Below are 24,504 nucleotides of genomic sequence, written 5' to 3'. Positions count from 1 at the left end.
AAATTACTTAAAATCACATAGACAATGAAAAAGATAAAATATATAGTTGCTTCTTTCTTATTAATGGGAGCAATCACGGGTTGCGATGATTTTCTAACAGTATCGTCACCGGACCAATTGACTACCGATTCTTTTTGGCGTGACAAATCAGATGCGGAGGCAGGATTGGCAGCAGCCTATTCCCAGCTGGAATCATTTACCGATACCTGGGGCTTTTCGGAAGTAAAATGGCCGGTGGAGGCATACCGCGAGGATATCGTTAATCTGGGTTCCGATGCATTGAATTATCCGAACTGGGTAGAGTTGGCAAACTTTACTTATACAAATGGTAACTCCCAGTTTACTTATTACTGGCAGGATGCTTACAGAGGTATAAACTACTGTAATCAGGTTATAGAAAACGTTCCGAATATTCCGGCTGAGAAGATAACGGAAGAAGAACGGAATACCATTCTGAATGAAGCGTATTTCCTGCGTGGTTATTATCATATGAAACTTCTTTTGAACTGGAAAGAAATCGTTATTCGCGATGCATATATTTCTTCAACGGACCAGTTGGATAAAGCATTGGCTACACGTGAAGAAGCCTGGGATTTTATTATCGGCGAATTAACCAAGGCTACCGCACTGCCGGAAAGTCGTTCTTCCGATCAGTTAGGACGTGCCACCAAGGGGGCAGCTTATGCTTATATCGGTTGGGCACATCTGACAAGAGCTTATGAAGAATCGGGTAATAAAGATACCGAATTGAAAGCTGCCGTAGATGCTTTTAATAATGTGAAAGGTTATGACCTGGTGAAAGACTTCAAGTCGATGTTTAATGGAAGCAATAAAAACTCCAAAGAAGGTATTTTCGAATTGCAGATGTCGATGTCTGATGCAAACGGTGCGTGGTATAAAACGCAGCTTCACCGTTGGATCGGTTGCTCCGAACTCTGGGGTTGGGATGAAATTCTTCCGAACACGATGCTGATGAATGAATATATGAAAGAAGGCCGGATTGCAACGACAGGCCGTTACGACAGTCGTTTGTATGAAACTATTTTCTTCCAGTGCGATTATTTTAATGATCCGGAAGCCGGTCGTGTATACGGATATACTTATGATGACTGGTTTGAAGGCAAGAACAAACCTGCATTCCGGAAGTTTATGCCCGCCGATTACGAAGGTATGGAAAACAATTACTTTGCTCCGAACATCCCGTTGATGCGTTATTCAAACGTATTATTGATGAAAGCCGAAGCATTGAATGAGCTGGGACAAACGGCTGAAGCCATCTCCCTGATCAATCAGGTGCGTGAACGCGCTGATATGCCGAATATGAAAGGTACATCACAGGCACAGGTTCGTGAACAGATAGAACACGAACGCATACTGGAATTCCCTCTGGAAAACTTCCGTTTCTATGACCTTCGTCGTTGGGGAAAGACACAGGAAGCCTTGAAAGCCGTAGGCCGTGATTTTAATCCGGAAAAGAATAGCTTCTATCCGATTCCTATCCAGGAAATAAACACAAATAATGCGCTTCATTGATGAGAGCTTAACAAAAGTATCATAGACACAACTATTACTATAACCGGGTGTCTCTTCGCCTCATGCGAGAGGCACCCTTTTTTATTAAAACAATTTTGTATGAAACATCTTTTTTATACGGCCAGTGCTCTTTTGGCGAGTCTCGCTTTGCATGCCCAACCGAAAGAATGGGAAGACCAGCGGGTTAATCAGATCAATCGTGAACCTATACATGCTCATTTTGTTCCCTATTCTTCTGAGAGAGGGGCTTTACAGAAGGATGCATCGAAAGAACAGCGATATTCACTGAATGGAACCTGGAAATTTCATTATGCTAAAAATCCGGCCAGTCGTCCGGTCACTTTCTATGAAGAAGGTTACAATGTGTCCGACTGGAAGGATATAGAGGTTCCCGGTAGTTGGGAACTTCAGGGATTTGATGCCCCGATTTATACGGATACACGTTATCCGTTTCCAGCCGATCCCCCTCATGTGCCGACAGACTATAATCCGGTGGGTTCGTATGTAACGACCTTTACGGTTCCGGCTGATTTTAAGGGAAAAGATATCCTATTGAACTTTGGAGGCGTGGAGTCTGCCTATTATTGTTGGCTAAACGGTCATTTTGTAGGGTATGCTGAGGACAGTCGCCTGCCTTCGGAATTCCTGATTAATAAATATCTTAAATCCGGAGAAAACAAACTGGCTGTAGAAGTTTATCGATATAGTGACGGTTCTTATCTGGAAGGGCAGGATTATTGGAAATACAGCGGTATCGAGCGCGATGTGAAACTGATAGCACGCCCTCAGGAACGTGTGAAAGACTTTGAAATATCTGCTGACCTGACGAATAATTACCAGGATGGTCTTCTGGATGTGAAAGTGACGCTGGACAACCGGAAGATCGGGAAAGGAACGGGCGTTCAACTCAAAGTGTTGGATGGAACAAAAGAAATAGCTTCCCGACAGTTTGCCGTTAAAGCAAAAACAGATAGTATCTTCATCTTTACCGAACGTTTCCCCGGTGTAAAACATTGGACGGCAGAAACTCCCAATCTTTATTCGCTGGTAGTAAATACACTTGACAAGCAGGGTAGGGTGACAGAATCCTTTGTACAGCGTTTTGGTTTCCGAAAAGTGGAGATGAAAAATGGCATGTTGCAGGTAAACGGAACTCCGATACTGATAAAAGGCGTGAACCGTCATGAGCACGATATGCATAAAGGACGTTCCATTTCGGTGGAGAGTATGATAGAAGATATCCGCCTGATGAAACAATTTAACATTAATGCCGTACGTACCTGTCATTACCCCAACCATGAAGAATGGTATGATCTCTGTAATGAATACGGTATTTATCTGGTGGATGAGGCGAATATCGAATCACATGGAATGGAAGCTCATCCTGATGGTACGCTTGCCAATATGGAAAGTTGGGATATTCCTTTTATGGAACGTATGGAACGTATGGTGGAACGCGATAAAAATATCACAGCCATCATTACCTGGAGCTTGGGTAACGAGTCCGGATATGGAAAGCATTTTGAAACCTTGTATCATTGGACGAAAAAACGTGATACCAGCCGTCCGGTTCAGTATGAAGGCGGAGGTGTAAAAGGGCTGTCCGATATTTATTGTCCGATGTATGGCCGTGTCTGGTTGTTGCGCCAATGGGTAAACCAACGCCAGCCTCGTCCGCTTATCCTTTGCGAATATGCACATGCGATGGGTAATAGTGTTGGAAACCTGAATGACTATTGGGATTTGATTTATAAATACGATAATCTGCAGGGAGGCTTTCTCTGGGACTGGGTGGACCAGACTTTTGCCATCAAAGATAAAAAGGGACACGATATACAAGCCTATGGAGGTGATATGGGATTTGTAGGTATTGTGAACGACTCTAACTTTTGTGCCAATGGACTGGTGGCTGCCGATCGCAGTTTGCATCCGCATATTTGGGAGGTAAAGAAAATTTATCAGTATATGCATTTTGAGGGAGTGCCGTTTTCATCCGGTCTGGTTAAAGTAACCAACCGTCATGACTTTGTATCTTCCGACGTTTATGATTATGTATGGACTGTAAAAGCGGACGGGAAAACTCTTTATCAGGGCAAACTGGATGTTCCTGTTATTGCGCCGCATCAATCGGCAGAAGTTCCTGTCCGGATACCTGCTATACAGGGTGAACCCGGTACTGAATATTTTCTTCATATATCGGCTTTGACCAGAGAGGAAACACCCTTGGTTCCAAAAGGACATCTGGCCGCGTCGGAGCAGTGGAAATTACCGGTGGCCTCTTCACCGGTATCCGCACCGGTTTTGTCCGGGACTCTTTCTGCTGTCGATGAGGCAGAGAATATAACGATCGAAGGAGCTTCCATGTCGGTTACTTTTTCAAAGAAGAACGGTGAGATCACTAAATATATGATAGATGGAAACAACTACCTGAAAGAGGGACTTCGCCCGAATTTCTGGCGACCGCTTACGGATAACGATGTGGCGAATAAACTGGGTGATCGTAGTGAAACGTGGAAAAATGCCGGAAATGAATTGTCATTAAAAGCATTCTCTGCCGATATGGCTACCGATAAAAAGTCTGTTGTCGTGAAAGTGACCTATGATATGCCTCTTCAGGAGTCTTCCGGTTCCGTGGTCTATACGGTTTATGCAGATGGCATTATAAAGACTGCTTACTCTTTTGTCCCCGGCGAGAAACAATTACCGGAAATACCCCGGGTGGGTATGCGTATGATACTGAAAGGCGATTATGATCAAATGACCTGGTTGGGCCGTGGTCCGCAGGAAAACTACTGGGATCGTAAATCGGGAGCCGATATAGATTTGTATAAAGCCTCCGTTTGGGAACAGTATCATCCTTATGTACGTGCGCAGGAAACAGCCAACAAGTCGGATGTCCGTTGGGTAGCCCTTCAGGATCAGGCAGGCAACGGTATCCTGGTTAAGTCCGGTTGTGAACCGTTGAGCGTCAGTGCCTGGAATTTCCCTATGAAGGATATAGAATATATACCTTCCAGCATTCAGCATATTCATGGGGGTAGCATTGAAAAGAAAGATATGGTTTGGCTTAATATCGACAGCAAGCAAATGGGTGTTGGCGGAGATAATACCTGGGGAGCCCAGACACATCCGGAATACACAATTACACCTGTCAGACAAGAGTATAGTTTCTTTATTATTCCTGTTAATAAGCAAACAGATCTGATCAAAGTTTCTAAACTGAATAGATAAATTAAAAGGAGGCTGATATGAAACACAAACTGTTGATAAGTGCTTTATTGATAGCCGTCATCGGATGGGCCGGTTGCTCTGTGAAGCAGCCGGTATCATCCGGTACAGCTTACAATTACAGTAACATTTTAGACATTCGTTATACGCCGGACTCGGCTTCGCGTTGCCGGGGATGGTTTACGGATGCCGGTGCATGGTATGGGTTTACTTTACCGCGGGAGGAACAATGGGTGAACGGCTTCTGTGGCCCTTTTCATCTGGATATGAATAAACGTCAGTGGCTTTCGGATGCTCTGGTAAAAGTCCGCTTCGACGGTGAATATCCGGATGTCGTGTATACTCCGGACTCTGTCTCTTATTTTCCGGGTGAATTATATATGTCTTCTTCCTCTGAAACCGGACGGATAGAACAACGTTTGGTCTTTGTTGATAAATCGACGGCCTTGTTGACCTGTTCTTCCGATCAGAATACTTTGCTTCGTTTTGCCGGAGAGGTTCTTCCGGATGATGTTGTTTGTACGACGGATAAGAACCGAGTATTGCTGACCTGGCCTTCGGGTGAGGGAGTTGCTTTGACATTCAGTCCGGAAATGGGTATCCTGTCGTCTGAGAATGGATATGAAACCTTAACGCTTACTCCGGGTAAATCGAATGTTGTCATTTCTTTTTTTGAAAATGAAGCATCCAGGCAGGCCGTATTGCATAGAGCTGCCGTTGTTCAGGCTTCTCCGGTAGAATATAGGGAGGAAACAGCTTCACGCTGGGAAGGCTATTTGCAGAAAGTTCTTCGTCCTGATATGCCGGAAGCTTATAACAGGATAGCGGTTAAGGCAGTAGTCACTTTGATTGCCAACTGGCGGAGTGCACGTGGCGATTTATTCCATGATGGAGTAGTTCCCAGTCATGCTGTCGGCTACTTTGTCGGATTTTGGGGATGGGACTCCTGGAAACATGCAGTTGCCTTGGCTCGTTTCGCTCCTGACCTTGCAAAGGATCAGGTACGTGCTATGTTTGATTATCAGACACCGGAAGGTATGATTATCGATTGTATTTATAGTGATGCATCCGAGAATAATGCGCGAGACAGTAAGCCTCCTTTAGCAGTATGGGCTGTAGATGAGATTTATAAAGCAACGGGTGATACTGCTTTTGTAAAAGAGATGTATCCCAAATTACTTCATTATTATAAATGGTGGTTCACCCATCGCGACCACAATAATAACGGGATATGTGAGTTTGGAGCCTGTGACGGAACCCTTGAAGCTGCTGCCTGGGAAAGCGGTATGGACAATGCGATCCGTTTCGACGACGCTGTGATGGTAAAGAACAGTGATGGTGCATGGAGTATGGATCAGGAGTCTGTCGATCTGAATGCTTTTCTGGCACTCGAGCACCGCTTATTAGGCGAACTGGCCCCCATCGCCGGAGAAGTTTTTGAAGATACTGACAGATCGGCGGAAATACGGAATTACTTTTTTGTTTCCGACCCCGGCTTCTTCTTTGATAAACGGTTGAATGGTACATATGTTATGGAAGAAGGGACGGAAGCATGCATACCTTTGTGGGCGGAGATCGCATCCCGGGAGCAGGCTGCTGCTGCCATGAAAATATTCAGCGATAGCACGAAGTTCGCTACTTATATCCCTTTCCCTACGATTGCGGCAGACAATCCGAAGTTTATGCCGGCAGGTTATTGGAGGGGTCCTATCTGGCTGGATCAGGTTTACTTCGGAATATCCGGCATCCGTAAGTATGGATATAAAAAAGAAGCAGACGCTTTCACCGATCAGGTCTTTACCCGCTTGCAGGGACTGAAGGAAGATGCCCCTATTCATGAGAATTATGATACTCATAACGGAGCACGACTGAAAGCTCCTCATTTCAGTTGGAGTTCGGCTCATTTGCTTATGTTGTATGAGGAATATGGCAAATAAGATGTAATGTGTTAGATACGGAAAAGAAAATGAAGGTTGCAAGAAATGGAATATACTCATACTCTTGCAACCTTTTTATTTATTACTCTATTCTGTCACAGGAGCCTCTTCACCGACCATCAGGGGAGTGATATTATCCTCTGCTCCCGGATAACCGATATTCTGGTTGATAACTCCTCCGGTATTTGTCTTGATGGCATTTTCAGGAACCGGCCACAGTACATGATGTACACTCATTCGATATTCACCATAAGGGATAACGACTCCTTTGTTGTAGAAGTTATTGTATTTGATTACCCAATCGAAATAGAAGTTTACTCCTGCATCCTTACAGTTTGTTCCGGTCCCACCCGGACCGGAGAAATTATCTAATTTATAGATACGCCCTCCGAATTCTTCACAAGCCTTGCCTGTTTTGGCATATAGATAGGATATGCGGACCAGTTCGACGTGACGATTTTCTTCGTAGTACAGCTCACGGGCACGTTCAGCCAATACCTCGGCGATACCGATCGTTCCTATTAAAGGCTCTGCCCCGGCACGACTGCGGACAATATTCAGCATGGCAGCAGCATTCGCATTATCCCCTTTCCAATAATAACATTCGGCCATCATCAGGTAAGTCTCGGCTGAACGGTAGATATACCACGGAGTTTCACCACCCTGGTAGTCTTGTGTTTTTGTTGGATCGGGAACAAACAATTTGTAATGCGGCCACATATACCAGCACCGGATGGAGTCGGCAACGGAAATGTCGTTCGGATGAACCAGCGGCTGACCGTACCACGGGCTGTTGTTCTTCTTCAGGCTCGGTTCGTTATACCGTAAATCTTCCATACGTTTCCAACTGTCGTGATTATTCGGGCTCCGTAGGTCGCTCTTTTCTTTATCAGTCCAGATATCATATTGGAAATAATTTGTAGGACGGCAAGTTCCGATACCACGGCCGTAATTAGCATCATTGTCGATCTCCGTGTTCTTGTCTTCGGATGCCGGAACAATGGCTGTTCCTGATTTTCCGTCGGGTGTCTTGATAGCTGCACCTTTTGCCCAGTAGGGAAGTCCGTTACGCATCGTGTAAATGCGTTTATCACCGGCTTCGACAATATCGGGATAAGCTACCACATACATGATTCCTTCCGTATTGCTCATATCCGTTTTTGCTTCTACGCTGTGCAGGTCATGCATCAGGTTGGTGTTCGGTTTGTTTTTGTTGCCGGTGAAACGTTGTGTCATCAACGGATGCCGGGCGACAACTTCTTTTCCAACTTCGATGGCACGGTCGAAATCCCCCAAAGACATACATATTTTCATTAAAAGCATACCGCAAGCATCTTTATTAGCCCTGCCGCGATCCATCTGTTCCGGAACCCATTGATAGGCAAACTCCATATCCTTTTTACATTGTTCAAGGATACTCCACCGGTCATAGGAGTAAAAGTCGAGTTTCGGTTGGGTAATTTCTTCACTCAACCAGGGGACATTACCGAACTGATGGGTCAATTTGTAATAACGGTAGGAGCGATGGAAATAAGCACCGCCCAAGACTGCATTCCGTTCTGCCTCGTCTTTGAATGTAGCGGCATCCAAACGGCTGATCACAATATTGGCATACTTGATCCCTTTAAAACCTTCCGCCCAATACCATCCGTTCTTGCCTTTCATATCGTTTTTTGTTCGGGCAGGAAGCATTTCATTATCGAAATCGACCAACGAACCGCTTTCATCGGTTTTACCATGTACAGCAATATCTGCGGTATACATTTCCGTTAGTATCGGAGCACCATCTGTAAAGAACTCGTGACGCATATTACGTTCGCAGGCTACCAGTGCGGAATATAAACCGGCAGCATCTACATAGGTGTTTTCCGGAGTATAGAAGGATAGGGGCTTCGGTTCGAGCCAACTATCATCACATGAGTTGAATAAAAGTAATGCGGCTAAAGCCGGTATAAGCTGTTTTTTATTGTTCATAATCTTTAACTCTTATAGGTTGATCAATGTTTATAAAGTAAAGTTCACTCCGAAATTGACGGTTCTCAGTGTCGTGTCTCCGCCTTCCGGATCACCGAAAGTCCATCCTGTGATGACGAACGGATTACGGACGGCTACCGAGAAACGCATATTCTGTACAGAGAATTTCTTCAGGAGGTTTTGCGGAACGTTGTACGACAGCGTAATGTTTTCCATACGTACGAATGTTTTCTTTACATAATTGCTGCCGATATTTTTAGAACCAAGGCGTCCGTAATCGTTGGTCGGATTATCTTTCGTCCAACGTGGAATATCCACAACTGTATAACGGTCGAACATACCGCCCGTATTGGCGGCCCGGTTGTATGTTCCGTATTGTCCGATGTGAGAATACATCATAAATGATAAATTGAAGTTTTTATAGAATGTAAACTCATTCCGCCAGGACCAACGGTAGCGGGGAGTTGTATAACCTTGGAATACCTTATCGTCATTATCCATTACTCCGTCGTTGTTTTGATCGATATATTTGAAATCTCCCGGCTTGTTACCGTATTTGGCAGCTTCTTCCTCTTCTTCCAGCTGCCAGACGCCATCACGTTCGTAGTCCCATATCTGGTCCGTGTCATGTCCGATAAACCATTTATTTGCGAGGTCGTCTGCTTCTTTGTAGCCGATCACATTGCCGTCCGCATCTTTCACTTCTTCCATGTCTCCGTATAGATGTTTGATCTTCCGGCGGTTGAAGGAGAAAGTACCGCTGGAATTCCATGAGAAGTTTTTACTTTCTATCAGATTGGCATTCAATGTCAGCTCAAAGCCCCGATTGGTCAGTGTACCCAGATTGGCTTTCACATTGTCGTATCCTAAAATGGACGGCAGCGAGCGGCTAACCAATAGATCGTTTGTTTCTGCCATGTATGTTTCCATACTACCACTTATCCTGTCTTCGCACACAGAGAAGTCGATGCCTATATTATAAGAGGCTGTACGTTCCCATTTTAATGCGCTGTTCGGCATACGGTTTATGTATATCTGTGAGGTTGTATACACATTCCCGTTCTGGTCGATATATGGATGCAGGCCGGAGTTTAAAGAAGCCAATGCCTCATATTGGCCGATATCTCTGTTTCCGTTCTGTCCCCAGGAAAAGCGGAATTTTCCGTAATTCAGCCAACTGTTCGATGCTTCCATGAATTTCTCGGATGTAAATACCCATCCCAAAGCCAGGGCGGGGAATGTAGCCCGTGGGTTCATCTGTCCGAAAGCGGAATAACCGTCGCGACGGACTGAGGCAGTAACCAGATATTTGTCCCTGAAAGAATAGAATATACGTCCCATCAATGCATCCCCTGTTTTATATGTATCGTTACTGGATACGGACGGGATCGATCCGGCACCGATATTATGGTATCCCAGAATATCGCTAGGGGTAAATTGCTGGTTCTTGGCTACTGTTTGCCACCATTGTCCTTTTTCTGCATTGAAGAGGAATGTCGCTTCTACACGGTGGTCTTTACCGAATTCCTGTTTCCAGCGTACAATATGGTCGAGTAGCCAGTTGAATGTTTTTTCGTTCTTGCGTTCCGATTTACCTCCTTCTCCTGCCCATTCGGGGTGTTGCGACGATTCGTGGTTCATATATTCATACCAGTGATAATGCGGTGTAAAGTTCATTTGGTATTCCAGGCCGAAAGGTAATTTCAGGATGGCATACAGGTTGGCATTAAAATCATGGTTTATATCCCGTCTATCGCGGTACAGGTTGTCGAAGAACGGATTTTTCGTGTTGTTATCGCCTGAAGGATACATACGGTACGGGCTGTCCGGGTTGTCTATTTCATTGGTCGTGTAGGGGGAATTATGTTCACGCTGGTCGACATCAGCAGCCAGGTAACCACCGATACGGGTCGCATATTGAGAATTTAGTCCCACGGTAAGAAAAGAAGTAACTTTTGATTCCAGATTCAGGCGTGACCGAAAGTTGCGATAACGGTCACCTGTTTTTACTCCTTCCCGGTCGGCATATCCCAGAGACCAATAATAAGAGAAATTATCTGTCCGGTTGGAAATGCTTGTCGTATAATCCTGTTGCAAACCGGTTTGGTAAACAATATCGTCCCAATTGGTTTCCACCCCGTTCAGGTAATTTTCAATTTCTATGTTCTGTAGGTTCAGGCGGGTTAACCAAGTGGTGACCAGTGTTGTTTCATCCGGCAAGGATGAGGCTGGATTTTTCTGGTCATAGTTGTACCAGGCCAATGGGTCTACGCCCATCGAAGAGAGATTACGCGGGTCGGCATATTTACCGGGTTGTGCCGTCAGTTCGTCTTGCGACAGTAGTCCTTCGGCATATTCCTGGCGGAATAACAGGAATCCTGCCCCGTCGACTGTTTTAGGCAGGCGGGAATTGTGCACCAGGCCGACATTTGCGTTGAAAGTGATAATCGGTTTACCGGTATTTCCTTTTTTGGTAGTAATAGCGACTACCCCGTTAGCAGCTTTGGCTCCATAAACGGCAACAGAACTGGCGTCTTTCAAGACATCGATACTTTCGACATCCATAGCATTAATGTCCTGCATGGAGCCATCGTAAATGACACCATCCAATACGATCAGGGGAGCAGAGCCTGCGCTGAGTGTATTTTTTCCTCGTATTTGCAGATCGGCCGTACCGGCTGCGTCGGTAGACATGCTGATGGATAAACCTGCGGCACTGGCACGTAGCAGGTCTTGGACAGATCGTGGAGCTTCCGCTTCCATTTTTTCTGCTTTTACGCGGGAAATGGCACCTGTCAGGTCTTTTTTCTTAGCTGTACCGTAACCGATGACCAGTACTTCGTCCAGTTCTTCTGTGTCTTCTGCCAAAGTTACATTGACCATTTTCAAGTCGGTGACCGGAACTTCCTGAGATAAATAACCGATGTAGGAGAAAATCAATACAGGGCTTTTTCCTGATGTATTCAGGCTGAATTTCCCGTCACTACCGGTTATGGTACCATTGTTTTTTCCTTTTTCCACAACATTAACACCGATAAGCGGTTCACCTAGGTGGTCTTTTACAATTCCTGTAACTGTCATTCTTTGTGCATAGACTTGAGAAATAAAAATCCCTGATAAAAATAGAATCAAGGTTAATCGATGAAGAAAATAGAGAACATGATTTTTCATATTGCTACAAATAAGGTATCCATCAATCCCCGGAGTGGATGGTTACAAAATAAAGGAGGCGTGAGGATTGTTGATATATCTAATTGGAGGCCTTCGACTGCCCTGTAGCTGATATAAACAACAACTCACGCCCTTTTATCTTGTACATCCATATTGACATAACTATACGGTAATGCCTATGAGTAGATATAACAAGGAAAGGTACGTGAGCGTTTTAGTTGTCTATTATCCAGCTACATTGAAAAGTGTCGAAGTTTCCAATTAGGATAATATCTTTAAAACGCTTCCGTAATCAATAAAATGTACAGACCGATAACTCTTTACCTGTGTGTACGACAACAAAAATATGGAGAAGTGTTGGATAAAGCAAATAAAAACAAAAAAAGTTATTCGTTGTTTTTGTTAGGTGTTCCATTCTTTTGACTCACATCAGATAAGAATGGATGTTTATTTAATGATAATATGGTAAACACATTGAATACAGAAAAGAGGAATAGAGTGTTAGAGATAAAATACTATCTTTGCTTCATTCTTATCAATCGGTAGCATTATGAAAAAAAAGATTAGTTTGTGTTCATTGATTCTCTGTGTTATTTCTTTTTCTTGTAGCTCAGTGAAAGATGGCCCGGATGCGCAACAGGCCCTTTCGTCTTACGTAAATCCTTTTGTCGGAGCTTCGACCAGTATGGAGGCGGGAGGTTCATATCATGGTTTGGGTAAGACTTTTCCGGGAGCAACCTCTCCGTTCGGTATGGTTCAACTCAGTCCTAATACGATTACCGGAGGTGATAACGGGTCGGGTTATAGTGATGAACATACTTCTATTGAAGGTTTTGCTTTTACACAAATGAGTGGGATCGGCTGGTATGGCGATCTGGGGAATTTATTGGTAATGCCGACAGTCGGTAAGTTGCATACTTTTTCGGGAACGTTGGAAGATCCTGATAACGGTTATCGTTCCCGGTATGATAAAGCATCGGAGAAGGCTTCTGCCGGTTATTACTCTGTGATGCTTACCGATTATCAGATAAAAGCCGAAGCTACGGCTCTCCCTCATAGCGGTATGTTGCGTTTTACATTCCCGGAGAGTAAAGAGGCTCGTATACAAATAGACCTGGCACGCAGGGTAGGAGGAACTTCTACCTGGCAGGCGATCGAAGTGATCAATGACCATACGATCAGGGGTGAAATGAAATGTCCTCCCGAAGGTGGCGGTTGGGGAAATGGTGCAGGAAAATCTGATTATACAGTCTATTTCTATGCTGAATTTTCACGTCCTTTCCGGTCGCATGGCGTATGGTCGGCCGACATACCGGACGGGTGGACACGTAAACGGGAAGATATCGAGAGTGAGCGTTATCATGAAGTTGTCCGGAATGCCCGCGTTTTACCTGATGTGAAGTCGTTGACCGGAAAGCATTTGGGCTTTTATGCCGAATTCGACACCGATGCAGGAGAACAGATCCTTATGAAAAGCGGGATTTCTTTTACCAGTATGAAGAATGCGGAAGAGAATCTGCATTCGGAAATGAATGCCTGGGAGTTTGACGCAACACTGGCTGACTGTCGCCGGTTATGGGACGATGCTCTGTCCAAAATAACTGTGACCGGAGGTACGGAGGATGAAAAACATATCTTTTATACTGCTCTTTACCATACTATGATCGACCCGAGGATTTGCAGTGATGTGAACGGGGAGTATATGGGGGCAAACAAGCAGGCGCATATGACGGATCAGTTCACTAAACGAACTATTTTTAGCGGATGGGATGTTTTCCGTAGCCAGATGCCTTTGCAAACCATTATTAATCCAACCCTGATCAATGACCTGGTCAACTCGTTGGTGGAGATTGCCGATCAGAGTGGAAACGAATATCTGGAGCGATGGGAATTGTTGAATGCTTATTCCGGTTGTATGTTGGGTAATCCGGCTCTGTCCGTCTTGTGTGACGCCTATTCAAAAGGAATCCGTTCTTATGATATAGATAAAGCATACCGTTATGCTTTAAATACTTCCCGGTTGTTTGGTAATAATGAAGATGGATATACGCCGGGTTCCATCTCTCATACATTGGAATATGCATACAATGATTGGTGTATGGCCCGTCTGGCGGAATGGTTGGGCAAGGATACCGATAAGGAATATTTCGACCGCCGGGCTATGACCTATTCTACAATTTATGATACCGATTATGGTTGGTTCAGGCCACGTAATGAAAAAGGAGAATTTCAACCTTTACCCGAAGAGGGAAGACTGGCGGAAGGATATGGTTGTACGGAGAGTAATGCATACCAGCAGGGTTGGTTCATCCCACACGATGTGGAAGGCATGGTCCAAATGATGGGGGGGCGTGAAAAAGTGCTGGCCGATCTGACGGATATGTTTGAACAAACTCCCGAAGGTTACCTTTGGAATCAATATTATAACCATGCCAATGAACCGGTTCATCATGTGCCGTTCCTGTTTAACCGTCTGGGTGCTCCCGAACTTACTCAGAAATGGACGCGGGATATCTGCCGGAATGCTTATAAAAATTCAGTCTTGGGATTGGTCGGTAATGAGGATGTTGGACAGATGTCGGCCTGGTATGTCCTTGCGGCAAGTGGTATTCATCCGGTGTGTCCCGGTGACCAGCGTTATGAAATAACCAGTCCGGTATTTGAAAAGGTCGTCTTCAATTTGGATCCGGACTATGCGGAGGGAAAAACATTTGTGATTGAAGCTCGTAATAATAGTCCTGAAAATATATATGTTCAGCAGGCTACTTTAAATGGAATTCCTTACGATAAATGTTATCTGACGCATGCCGACCTGATGAAGGGCGGAACGTTGGTATTGCAGATGGGAGCAGAGCCTTCGGATTGGGGAAAATGAGACAAAGACTTATATCTATTGAATATCTGATACATAATAAGAAATGATACATACTATTCAAAAATCCGAACGCCTGAATGTAGTAGATGCGCTTCGCGGTTTTGCTTTGTTGGCTATTGTGTTGTTGCATAATCTTGAACATTATAATATTTATTTCATTCCGGAATTTCAGCCGGTTTGGTTGCAGGTGCTGGACAAATGGATGTGGGATAGCTTTTTCTTTCTGTTTAGTGGAAAGGCTTATGCTACTTTCTCCTTGCTTTTTGGTTTCAGCTTCTATATTCAGTTTTATCATGCGGAACAAAAAGGGATCGATTTTCGGGGGCGTTTTGCCTGGCGGTTAGTTCTGTTGTTTTTGTTTGCCCAGCTTCATGCATTATTTTATAATGGTGATATCCTGGTACTCTATTCCATTGCAGGTTTTGTTCTTATTCCGGTATGCAAACTGAAAGATAAAATTGTTTTTTGGATCGCTGTTTGTTTGTTACTTCAGCCTTTTGAATGGGGCAGAATGTTATATGCGTTATTAGATCCGGATTATGCAGCTGTCGGGAATCGATTCATGATCTATTCAGGACGGGTAGCCGGGGTGACTATGAATGGCTCTTTTGTGGAGGTTTTGTGCAGTAATATATGGGATGGACAATTATATAGTAACTTCTGGCAGGTAGAAAATGGACGGTTGTTTCAGACATCCGCCTTGTTTATGTTTGGAATGTTATTAGGACGTAATGGATCTTTCATAAGGAGTGATCGTACAATTGGTTTCTGGAAACGTATCTTAGGTATAGGTATATTGGCATTCATACCACTTTATCTGCTTCGGGTTTTTGTTCCCGAACATATAGGTAATCCATCCGTATTGCTTCCATATAATATAATAACACAATCTCTTAGCAATTTTGCCTTTATGCTAATTTTGGTTTCGATCTTTGTGTTGATTTGGTTTAAAAAGGAGAATGGGTGTAACTGGCAAAAGTTTATTATCCCTTATGGACGTATGAGCCTGACAAACTATATTTCGCAGTCTATTATAGGTGTATGTATTTATTATGGATTTGGTTTGGGTTTGTATCGTGTGACCGGGGCTACAGAGACTTTGCTTATCGGGTTGTCTATTTTCACTGTTCAATGGGCATTCAGCCGTTATTGGTTGTCACGCCATAAACAAGGACCATTGGAGTATTTGTGGAAACAAGGGACCTGGATAGGAAGTAGAAACAATAAAAAGAAGTAATTAGGAAACATTGATAAAAGAACCCCGACAGACCAATAATCTGCCGGGGTTCTTTTTCTTCGTTCTTCAATACAATTCTTAATTTTCGTCTGTAAACATCGGGTCCCAAGCCGGAAGGCGGGTCGGTGTTTGTTTGAGAACGTCTTTTACTTTGTCGGTGATATATTTCTTTTCGACTACCAGACGGAACATATATTCGTTGAACCATTCGTCGGTCATAATCAGGTGGCCACTGTTGGCTCCCGGCCCCCAGCTATTTTCTACCATCCATTTTTTAGGTGTACCGTTTGCGTCGAGATCGACAGCCATTAAGGTCATGGCATGTGACGAACCGCTGGCGAATGTTTGGATACGTTGTTTTTTATCCATACCGAAAGTCGTTCCCATCAGTGAACCGTAGTCGTAATAGTTCACATCCAACAGACCCCGTTCACGATCGAAGAATTTACCTACGTCGCAGGAGAAATACATCATTGTACTGTCTTTGATAGAGGCGATAGCCATCTCTTTGATCTCTTCGATCGGCAGGTTTACGTAAGTCCAGTTCTTTCCGTCATAACGGTGACGGTCGAAATCGATCTCATATAGCTTATAATACTCGCGACTCGGATCGTTCATCAGCATGACATAATTGTTTGTCAGGTCTTTGCCGATATATTCATCGAAAAATGATTTAGGAGTATATTCTTTTGTTTCAACCGGATTGCCTTGTGCATCTTTGCGAGTCCAGGTGAATTTCGTAGGCGGTTCACCCAGGTTGAGGACCAGCATCCGGTAAATTGTACCCAACATTTCAGTTTTGTCTTTCTCCAATGCAGCTACTTTAGCCCCTTTGGCAGACTGGTCGCGTAATTGCAGGCCGAACTCTTTTAATTTAAGGCCGATCAGGTTAGCCATTCTTCCCGTACTTTCGCTACTATTGGTTTCCACCATTACGTCAGAGGGAACCACGCCATATTTACCTAAGATATCGGATATGCCGGTGAACTGTCCTCCGTCGCTAAGCGGATTTTTGAATAACCATTCCACCATTTTGTCATCCATCGGCTTTTCGCGTGTGTCGATGATCCCTTGCAGGAACAGGTTGGCTTTTTCCAATTGATCCCAGAAGAAGGAGTAATTCTGCGAGAACTGGAAATCTCCCATATTGTACTTTGCGATCGCCTGTGCACGGAAAACGTTCAGACCGGTGAATAACCAGCAACGGCCGGAAGATTTCTGGTTGGTAATACCTTTACTGTTCACTTTATTAGAGAAGTAAGTATCGAAATTGTTCTTGCTGTCGGCATTTACTGCCAGCTTATTGATGTCGTTGTTACTGATGGCGTTATGGATAGCCTTGTCGGTAGGAGTTCCTTTGTACGATTGTTTGATCTGTTGCAGCATTTCCTGGGAAATTCCTTTGTCGGCCTGCTGTCCGAAGGCGGATAACGTAATACCCAATGCGAGGGCAGTTATCCATAGGTTGTTTTGTTTCATGATATATTTAGTTTGTAAGTTTATATTGGTTCACAAACTTACGATAAATAGCCGGAAAAAACGAAAGGAGATGTATTAAAAGTTTGTATTACCGGACACAGATAACGCAGAAAGTGTAGAGTCTCGCAGACTTTTATTTTTAATTTATCTGCGATATTCTGCGCTTTCTGCGTCATCTGCGTTCTTTAATTCTTTTTATCCCTATTTTCTGGCGAGGAACTTTTTACTCAGCCATTTTCTTACCGGTTCGTCATATAGTTTCAGGCATAAATAAGCCAAAACTATATTTAAGGCACAAACACACAAGACAACCTGCCAGGTTTCTGCGAGCGTGTAAAGTTCCTTGTCGATCAACCAGGCATAGAACAGGTACATCACAGGATAATGTATGATATAAAGCGGAAAAGAAATGTCTCCCAAGAATTTACATATCTTTGTCGACTTCGTGTCGGTAGTGGTTCCCGATGCTCCCACCCAGATAAGGATAGGGAAAATCAGGATGATACAAAATGATTCATAAAGTCCGTTCATGGAAATCGGGTCTGTCCCTTCCACGAATGGTACAGAGAACAATCCCAGTAGTATGATCGAACAGATCCAGAATGCGCCTCTCACCTTGATGGGTTTGAAGTTACGGGATAAAAGCATACCCATAGAAAAGGGGAAGAGCATGCGTAATAATCCGCCTATAAAATTCACGCCATCCAATGTCCACCCGACTCCGATGTTACCGTAACCGGATACGTCGAGGGTGGCGAATGCTGCCAGTGCCGCTCCCATCAAAAAGACGACAACAGTCAATGCTTTGGTTGACAAACGGCGAATGAACAGGGCGTAAAGAATATTGCCGATATACTCGAAGAACAACGACCAGCTGGGACCGTTCAGTGGGAACATTTCACCATTTCCTCTGACCTCATAATTGGCTCCCGGTATCGCAGGAATGAAGAACAATGAACAAAGTAGGGATAACATGACCAGGGAGATAGAGACATGTGTCCCGTCCCATTTTACACTGCCTTGAATCAGGAAAGAGATAACTCCCAGAACCGCTCCCATGATAACCATCGGGTGAAGACGAATCAAACGGCGTTTGAAGAAATCTTTCATGGTCAGCGTCTTCGACCAGCGGTCGTCATACGCATAGCCGATAACGAAACCGGACAGGATAAAGAAGAAATCCACTGCCAGATAACCATGATTGATACTTTCGATGGTAGTGCCTCCGGCAAAAGCGTAGCCTTCGAAGACGTGATACCATACGACTAAAAGTGCTGCAACTCCTCTTAATCCGTCGAGAAGATCGTAATGAGGTTTACTGTCTGTAAACGCAGCGGAAGAAATGTTTTGCATGATAAGAGTTTATTATTTAGATTATTATTACGTGTAACTTATGAAGCTCCAAAATTATAAAACTTATGCGTCTTAAAATTTGTCCTATGTCAAATTTTACCGGATAAAGATTATTTCTGAGCTCTGAGTCGGCTGAGTGTCGATGGTGTTATCCCCAGATAGGAAGCGATATATCCCAGTTGTACACGCTGATATACTTCAGGGAATTGTTGTTTGAATTCTTCAAATCTCTCTTTTGCGGACAATGTAAGACGTTCTTTATGTGAACGATGTAAACGTCTGTATTCATTTTGATGAATGACCCTGCCCCAATTGGCCAGTTCGATATTGCTTTGAAAAAGTTGAAGTAAATCGGTCAATGATATTTGATAGGCGACTACATCTTCAAGTGTTTCAACAAACTCTTCACTTACCTTATTATAATATAACTCGTCCATACTAAAGACAATACTTCCTTCATAGGCAAAAGAAGTGGTTATTTCCTCTCCATTCACCAGCCAAAAGGAACGAGTCATGCCTTTCTCGATGAAGTAAGCTGATTTGCAAAACATATTTGCTTTTATCAACTGATACTTTTTGGGGAAATGGCATAAAGTAACATGGTCTTTCAATGTTTGTATCGTTGTATCGGAAATTGGGTATGAAGAGTTTATCTTGTCTATAATATTTACCATAAGAGATTCTTGATTATTTTTCCATCCTCTGCAAAAATAAGAGGAATAACGTAATATTTCCCCTATCGGGAAGATATTTTCATAGAAAAGGTGATAAAGTAGATTAATCAATCTAAATAAGAAAAGCATTTATTCGAATCGGGATATTGCGGGTATATAGAATAGTGTTGTGAATAATGTTTATTGTGTTGTGAATAATATTTATGTTTTAATTGATAATATTGAATATGTTATTATCTTTGTTACGTAAAGAATGAATAAAATGGAAGAGAAAAAGAAACGATTACCCTTGCAATGTCCGGCCTGTGATTCTCCCCTGAGAGTGGGGCGGTTGTTTTGTGGACAATGTGATACAGAGGTCTGTGGAAACTTTGAGCTGCCTCCTTTGGCAAGGTTGACCGAGAAGGAGCAACTGTTTATCGTTGATTTTATCAAGTCGAGCGGCAGCTTGAAAGATATGGCGAAGAATATGGGGGTGAGTTATCCGACTGTCAGGAATGTATTGGATGATCTGATTGATAAATTAAATAAGATAGAATAGTTATGAAGAAACAATGGTTGAATTTTCTTATTAATCCGTTTGAATGGATTGCCGGTTTTCAAGCGCTGGGGTGGGGACTTTTAGGAATGGTTATCTCCACTATTATCAGTTATCTTTCCGGATGGCATTATCATGGTTTACTGCACTTTGGGCCGGCCCCGAATCCTGCCTGGTGGTGTTATGCTGTCGAACATCTGGTGGTTTGGATTGTACCGGCTGTTTTGTTTTATCTGGGAGGATTGATCTTGTCTCGTTCCCGGATCAGGGTGATCGATGTGTTGGGGACAGTCGCTTTTGCCCAGATTCCTTTCATTTTTATGAATTTGTTCAATATGTTGCCTCCGATGCAGAATCTGGCAAAAGTGAATATGAACGTGCCGCCGACAGAATTGTTGGCACAACCCGGTTTTCTGGTAGGAATATGGCTTTCATTGATCGGTGTGATATTTCTGGTCTGGGTATTGGTCTGGATGTTCAAAGCGTTGAAGGTCTCCTGTAATCTGAAAGGGTATTCGTTGGGTATTCTCTATTGTGTGGCTGTGTTTGGTGGGGATATTCTTTGCCGTTATCTGATTGGTTTGTGTTATTAATATAGATGGGAGAAATATGGTATATTCCGTAAATTACTGCTATAAGAGTAATTTACGGAGTGCCGGGATATCTTCTACGATATGGTCTGCTCCGGCTTCTGATAGTTCTTTATAATCACCGAAACCGTATAAGACACCGATAGAGTCGATCCCTGTGTTTTTTGCTCCGATGATATCATGTTTCCGATCGCCTATCATCACAACAGATTCCAAATCAGTTATTTTGTTGGACTGTAAGATATAGTTAATCACATCTGTTTTAGTATGAAGAGAACCATCCAGTCCGCTACCGGCGACAAAGGAGAAATAGTTCTTTAATCCGAAATGATCGAGGATGCGTTTGGCAAATATTTCCGGTTTGGAAGTAGCCAGTATTACTGTTCTGCCGCCTTTTTGTGCATCTGCCAGTAATTCTTTGATTCCCGGATATAATTTATTTTCCAGAATGCCTTTGTCGGCATATCTTTCCCTGTATTTGGCAACGGCAATAGCTGCCTGTTCATCGGTAAAGTTGTAAAAGTCCTTGAACGAGTCCAAGAGGGGAGGGCCGATGAAAGGGGATAATTCCCGTAAGTCATTTACCTGAATGCCGAAATGGTTTAGTGCGTATTCAACACAACGCGTGATTCCGGTTTCTGAGTCGGTGATAGTACCGTCGAGGTCGAAAAGGAGGTATTTGTATTGTTTCATTTATTGTCAGATATGAGCTATCATTGAAGCTATCCCCTTATCAAAGAGACTCCGCCATTACAGGTTCATTTGCCGTCTGCTTTAGCTGACGGATTACAAGTTGTTTCTCCTTCTTTGGCTTTAGCCACATTTCTCTGTAAATAAAGAGACAGTTTAAAATGGGACTAAAGTCCAGAGAAATAGATCATTTACTGATCCGTCAGTTAAAACTGACGGCAAATAAACCTGTAACTGGGTTTGTCTTATTTATGACTGATAGCTGATGGACAGACAGGGGCATTTTCCTATATTATTGACTCAGTTATTTCTAAATCATTACTTATTTATTTCTTAGAAGCCCAAACCAAACCATCCTGTCTGATATGCCAAACATTACCGTCTGTGCCGGGCAATGTGATTTCATACATGGAAGGAGTGTTGAACAGACTGATCTGCTTTGCTTGTTCAGCCGGACATAATTCTTCGGGTTTAAGAGCTGCTACGGATGGAGCATATTCGCCAAATGTAGCTGCGTACTCATTCTGGCGGTAATACAGGTTGCGTAGAAGCCATTTTACTTCATCATTCGGGTCTGTAACAAATGGAGTTTCACCTGTTCCGGCTACCTTATCCGATATTTGTACAAATCCCCAGTATTCAGGCATGTGTATATTGATTACCCCTGTCGGAGCCCATACCCAGTTGTATTCACGAATTTTGTCTTCACCTTTGATAGGTACTTTTACGTATTTGCCATCCTGTACTTCGGTTGTCCATTCCACACGTGAGAAATTGGTACGGATATGTTCGCCGGCAACAGGAGCCTTTTTCCCTCTTGCGACCTGGTAGATGGACGACCAGGGGATAAATACCTCTACGCTCCATGATTTATCGGTATCCTTCGGGTTATTCAACGTGCCATCCACATATACGGCAGATTTCATGCCGGCAAACTCCCAGTTATTCAGTACCTGAGGGTTGTCGCGGTAAGGTTTGCTCAGGAACAGATCCCATTCCGTACCCAATGCATTTACTTCGTATTCCAGGTAATTGTGTGTGTCGTTTGTCGGGTTGAGGAATATTTCAAAGTCATTATCCTGATAGATTACGGCGTCGTGTTCTGTGATTGTAGCCCACACATGAGGTTCTTCCATCAGGACGGCGAAGTACATACCATTGTCGTCGTAAGTCATTTTAGCCCGTGTCTGCAAGAGGGGGGTGGGGCGTTTGTCGCCTTCGATATCTACAAAGTCGGTTGTCCAGGGGATAGCGTCCCATTCTTCAGCCGACAGTTTACCGTCGATCTTGATAGGAGCCGGAGCCTTGTAACACACATACGTCGGCGGGTTATAGGGTGCCTGTGGTGTGTAAGTAATCTCTTTACCTTTATCTTGCGGCGCTTGTGCACAAGAAAGGAGTAATAATGCTGCGACAGGCGCAGTAAATACTGTTTTCTTCATTTGTCGATTTAATTTAGAGTGTTTATTTTGATTCGTTATTATCTTTATTGCTTTGAATGGCCTGTATCATTTCGACAGCGGCTCCGAGCCAGATATCTATGTCATCCGGATAATGTTGTTCGGAACGTGTTTCGCTGCGTTTGTGGCCGAGGCGTACGACTACCGCATTCAGCTCGGGGATGATAAAGACGTATTGTCCGAGGATACCACGCATGTAAGGTATCTTCATACCGTTGTAGGTGAGGTGCCAGAATTGAAACCCGTAACAGTTGTTTGTCTCATTATATTCTTTGAATAATAAGTGGGTGTCGGGTGTCGTTGCTTCCTTTAGGTAAGAGTCGGAGATAAGTTGTTGGCCGTTCCAGTTGCCATTGTTCAGTATCAGTTGTCCGAAGCGGGCAAAATCGCGTGCATTACTGTTGAAGCAGCAATATGCTTTTTCGATACCATCTTTTTTATCCAGACTCCAGAGTGCATCTTCTTCCGCGTTCATCGGTGTCCAGTATTTACGGGAGACGTAGGTACTGATATTTTCTCCGGTTACTTTCTCGACGATAAAAGCCAGTAGTTGGGTTACGCCACTCTGATAGATAAAGTTGACGCCCGGCTCCTCTATTTCTTTCATGTCGAATGCGATCTTCTGCAAATCGTTGCCGTAGTATAGTTTAGTGGTGGGAGAGAAGGGAGAAGAATATGCTTCGTCGAAGTCAACTCCCGCACTCATCGTCAACAGGTGGCGGAGTGTTAAAGGCTTTCCGTTGTATCCTTGGAATTCCGGATAAAAGTCACTGACCGGCTGGTCGACGCTTTTTATAAATCCATCGTCGATCGCTCCTCCAATAGCTAGTGAGACGATGCTTTTAGCCATCGAGAAGGAGTTACTGTGTGACTTCGGAGAGTAATCCTCCCAATACTGTTCGAAAAGCAATGTATTGTCTTTGATAATAACGTAAGCGACTGTTCCCAGTTCATCGAATACCGGCAAATACTTTTCCGGAATGGAAAGCGTATTATATGCCTCCGACTGTTTCCAGGGTTGCGGATCATCGGCTTCTACTGTGCGGTTCTCAAAAATCGGATACTGGTCGATTTTTGGTAACAAATGCGTAAGGGCACGGCGCAGGTAATAGTTGGAGGGCAATACCAGATAACCACCGATACAACATACGACCAAAAGTATTGCCCATCCTGCTTTCTTCATTTATTCTGTCTCTTCTTTATACCAACTTGAATACATGTGGTAGTTTTTAGCAATCTTCTGATTGATCTCCTTAGCCTGTTCCGGATCGACCTTCTTGACGAACTTAGCCGGTACGCCGGCATAAATGCTGCCCGGTTCGACAATCGTTTTACTCAAAACAACCGAACCTGCTGCTACGATGGCTCCCTCGCCGATCACGGCATGGTCAAGTACAACCGATCCCATCCCGATCAGTGCCCCATTGCAGATCTTGGCACCGTGGATGGTAACGTTATGTCCTACCGATACATCGTCGCCAATTTCTATGGTCGATTTTTCGTATAACGTATGCAATACGGAGCCGTCCTGAATGTTTACACCATTGCCGATACGGATCGAGTTTACGTCGCCGCGCAGGACCGTACCGAACCAGATGCTGCAACCTTCTCCGATTTCAACATCACCGATAATAGCGGCGTTATCCGCTAAAAATGTGTCTTTACCTATCTTCGGGGTAAAGCCTCTGACTGATTTTATTATTGCCATAATTTTATAGTTGACAAGTGACAGTTGACAGATGACAGTTAAAAACAGTTTTCCAAC

Annotated in this window: 16 protein-coding genes; 7 read left to right on the top strand and 9 right to left on the bottom strand. The window is 43.8% G+C overall.

Features of this window, described 5'->3' with window-relative positions:
• The first annotated feature begins 24 nt into the window (after positions 1–24).
• The 3 genes from M1P97_RS17300 to M1P97_RS17290 all read left to right on the top strand — a co-directional run bounded on the left by M1P97_RS17300 (position 25) and on the right by M1P97_RS17290 (position 6,698).
• Positions 25–1,533 carry a RagB/SusD family nutrient uptake outer membrane protein gene (locus M1P97_RS17300; RefSeq protein WP_249389710.1) on the top strand — a complete coding sequence of 503 codons (1,509 nt, stop codon included), beginning with the start codon at positions 25–27 and terminating at the stop codon, positions 1,531–1,533.
• A 99-nt stretch (positions 1,534–1,632) separates the two neighbouring features.
• On the top strand, positions 1,633–4,764 hold the full coding sequence (locus tag M1P97_RS17295; protein ID WP_249389709.1) for a glycoside hydrolase family 2 TIM barrel-domain containing protein: 3,132 nt from the start codon (positions 1,633–1,635) through the stop codon (positions 4,762–4,764).
• A 17-nt stretch (positions 4,765–4,781) separates the two neighbouring features.
• Positions 4,782–6,698, top strand: coding sequence for an MGH1-like glycoside hydrolase domain-containing protein (locus tag M1P97_RS17290; RefSeq protein WP_249389708.1), 1,917 nt, complete (start codon positions 4,782–4,784; stop codon positions 6,696–6,698).
• 87 nt (positions 6,699–6,785) lie between these two features.
• Here M1P97_RS17290 and M1P97_RS17285 read toward each other — a convergent pair whose 3' ends face one another.
• The gene (locus tag M1P97_RS17285; protein WP_249389707.1) at positions 6,786–8,672 is read right to left on the bottom strand and encodes a RagB/SusD family nutrient uptake outer membrane protein; all 1,887 of its coding nucleotides are present in this window, start codon (positions 8,670–8,672) and stop codon (positions 6,786–6,788) included.
• A 30-nt stretch (positions 8,673–8,702) separates the two neighbouring features.
• The gene (locus tag M1P97_RS17280) at positions 8,703–11,843 is read right to left on the bottom strand and encodes a SusC/RagA family TonB-linked outer membrane protein (protein WP_317243142.1); all 3,141 of its coding nucleotides are present in this window, start codon (positions 11,841–11,843) and stop codon (positions 8,703–8,705) included.
• Positions 11,844–12,393: 550 nt separating this feature from the next.
• Between M1P97_RS17280 and M1P97_RS17275 the strand changes: the two genes are divergently transcribed.
• Positions 12,394–14,718 (top strand): GH92 family glycosyl hydrolase, encoded by a 2,325-nt coding sequence (locus tag M1P97_RS17275; RefSeq protein WP_249389705.1) that lies wholly within the window; start codon positions 12,394–12,396, stop codon positions 14,716–14,718.
• A 43-nt stretch (positions 14,719–14,761) separates the two neighbouring features.
• On the top strand, positions 14,762–15,955 hold the full coding sequence (locus M1P97_RS17270; protein ID WP_249389704.1) for a DUF418 domain-containing protein: 1,194 nt from the start codon (positions 14,762–14,764) through the stop codon (positions 15,953–15,955).
• A 78-nt stretch (positions 15,956–16,033) separates the two neighbouring features.
• Here the strand turns inward: M1P97_RS17270 and M1P97_RS17265 are convergent, their stop codons facing one another.
• From M1P97_RS17265 to M1P97_RS17255, 3 genes are all read right to left on the bottom strand, one after another.
• Positions 16,034–17,434 (bottom strand): C1 family peptidase, encoded by a 1,401-nt coding sequence (locus M1P97_RS17265; RefSeq protein WP_195375535.1) that lies wholly within the window; start codon positions 17,432–17,434, stop codon positions 16,034–16,036.
• A gap of 201 nt (positions 17,435–17,635) precedes the next feature.
• Positions 17,636–18,787 (bottom strand): acyltransferase family protein, encoded by a 1,152-nt coding sequence (locus tag M1P97_RS17260; protein WP_195375536.1) that lies wholly within the window; start codon positions 18,785–18,787, stop codon positions 17,636–17,638.
• 110 nt (positions 18,788–18,897) lie between these two features.
• A complete protein-coding gene (locus tag M1P97_RS17255) occupies positions 18,898–19,461 on the bottom strand; it encodes a Crp/Fnr family transcriptional regulator (protein ID WP_195375537.1) in 564 nt (187 codons plus the stop codon).
• Between the two features lie 262 nt (positions 19,462–19,723).
• Between M1P97_RS17255 and M1P97_RS17250 the strand changes: the two genes are divergently transcribed.
• Both M1P97_RS17250 and M1P97_RS17245 read left to right on the top strand, forming a co-directional pair.
• A complete protein-coding gene (locus M1P97_RS17250) occupies positions 19,724–20,002 on the top strand; it encodes a DUF2089 family protein (protein WP_195375538.1) in 279 nt (92 codons plus the stop codon).
• A gap of 2 nt (positions 20,003–20,004) precedes the next feature.
• The gene (locus tag M1P97_RS17245; RefSeq protein ID WP_195375539.1) at positions 20,005–20,592 is read left to right on the top strand and encodes a YIP1 family protein; all 588 of its coding nucleotides are present in this window, start codon (positions 20,005–20,007) and stop codon (positions 20,590–20,592) included.
• Between the two features lie 39 nt (positions 20,593–20,631).
• Here M1P97_RS17245 and M1P97_RS17240 read toward each other — a convergent pair whose 3' ends face one another.
• The 4 genes from M1P97_RS17240 to M1P97_RS17225 all read right to left on the bottom strand — a co-directional run bounded on the left by M1P97_RS17240 (position 20,632) and on the right by M1P97_RS17225 (position 24,447).
• On the bottom strand, positions 20,632–21,282 hold the full coding sequence (locus M1P97_RS17240) for an HAD family hydrolase (protein WP_195375540.1): 651 nt from the start codon (positions 21,280–21,282) through the stop codon (positions 20,632–20,634).
• Positions 21,283–21,605: 323 nt separating this feature from the next.
• Complete coding sequence (locus M1P97_RS17235; protein ID WP_195374074.1) at positions 21,606–22,721, bottom strand: carbohydrate-binding family 9-like protein; 1,116 nt, start codon at positions 22,719–22,721, stop codon at positions 21,606–21,608.
• A gap of 22 nt (positions 22,722–22,743) precedes the next feature.
• On the bottom strand, positions 22,744–23,922 hold the full coding sequence (locus tag M1P97_RS17230) for a serine hydrolase domain-containing protein (RefSeq protein ID WP_249389703.1): 1,179 nt from the start codon (positions 23,920–23,922) through the stop codon (positions 22,744–22,746).
• Positions 23,923–24,447, bottom strand: a complete 525-nt coding sequence (locus M1P97_RS17225) for a gamma carbonic anhydrase family protein (RefSeq protein WP_195374072.1) — start codon at positions 24,445–24,447, stop codon at positions 23,923–23,925.
• Positions 24,448–24,504 lie beyond the last annotated feature (57 nt).

Source organism: Parabacteroides leei (genome assembly GCF_023369805.1).
Taxonomy (GTDB): Bacteria; Bacteroidota; Bacteroidia; order Bacteroidales; family Tannerellaceae; genus Parabacteroides; species Parabacteroides leei.
Note: the sequence above shows the minus strand (reverse complement) of the source record. Positions and strands in the feature narration are given on the sequence as shown.

Bases quoted from the DNA above. Each gene is read 5' to 3' on its own strand.
- M1P97_RS17270 (WP_249389704.1), top strand. From the start codon at position 14,762: ATGATACATACTATTCAAAAATCCGAACGCCTGAATGTAGTAGATGCG.
- M1P97_RS17300 (WP_249389710.1), top strand. From the start codon at position 25: ATGAAAAAGATAAAATATATAGTTGCTTCTTTCTTATTAATGGGAGCA.
- M1P97_RS17245 (WP_195375539.1), top strand. From the start codon at position 20,005: ATGAAGAAACAATGGTTGAATTTTCTTATTAATCCGTTTGAATGGATT.
- M1P97_RS17255 (WP_195375537.1), bottom strand. From the start codon at position 19,461: ATGGTAAATATTATAGACAAGATAAACTCTTCATACCCAATTTCCGAT.
- M1P97_RS17260 (WP_195375536.1), bottom strand. From the start codon at position 18,787: ATGCAAAACATTTCTTCCGCTGCGTTTACAGACAGTAAACCTCATTAC.
- M1P97_RS17280 (WP_317243142.1), bottom strand. From the start codon at position 11,843: ATGAAAAATCATGTTCTCTATTTTCTTCATCGATTAACCTTGATTCTA.
- M1P97_RS17235 (WP_195374074.1), bottom strand. From the start codon at position 22,721: ATGAAGAAAACAGTATTTACTGCGCCTGTCGCAGCATTATTACTCCTT.
- M1P97_RS17295 (WP_249389709.1), top strand. From the start codon at position 1,633: ATGAAACATCTTTTTTATACGGCCAGTGCTCTTTTGGCGAGTCTCGCT.
- M1P97_RS17250 (WP_195375538.1), top strand. From the start codon at position 19,724: ATGGAAGAGAAAAAGAAACGATTACCCTTGCAATGTCCGGCCTGTGAT.
- M1P97_RS17230 (WP_249389703.1), bottom strand. From the start codon at position 23,922: ATGAAGAAAGCAGGATGGGCAATACTTTTGGTCGTATGTTGTATCGGT.
- M1P97_RS17285 (WP_249389707.1), bottom strand. From the start codon at position 8,672: ATGAACAATAAAAAACAGCTTATACCGGCTTTAGCCGCATTACTTTTA.
- M1P97_RS17275 (WP_249389705.1), top strand. From the start codon at position 12,394: ATGAAAAAAAAGATTAGTTTGTGTTCATTGATTCTCTGTGTTATTTCT.
- M1P97_RS17240 (WP_195375540.1), bottom strand. From the start codon at position 21,282: ATGAAACAATACAAATACCTCCTTTTCGACCTCGACGGTACTATCACC.
- M1P97_RS17225 (WP_195374072.1), bottom strand. From the start codon at position 24,447: ATGGCAATAATAAAATCAGTCAGAGGCTTTACCCCGAAGATAGGTAAA.
- M1P97_RS17265 (WP_195375535.1), bottom strand. From the start codon at position 17,434: ATGAAACAAAACAACCTATGGATAACTGCCCTCGCATTGGGTATTACG.
- M1P97_RS17290 (WP_249389708.1), top strand. From the start codon at position 4,782: ATGAAACACAAACTGTTGATAAGTGCTTTATTGATAGCCGTCATCGGA.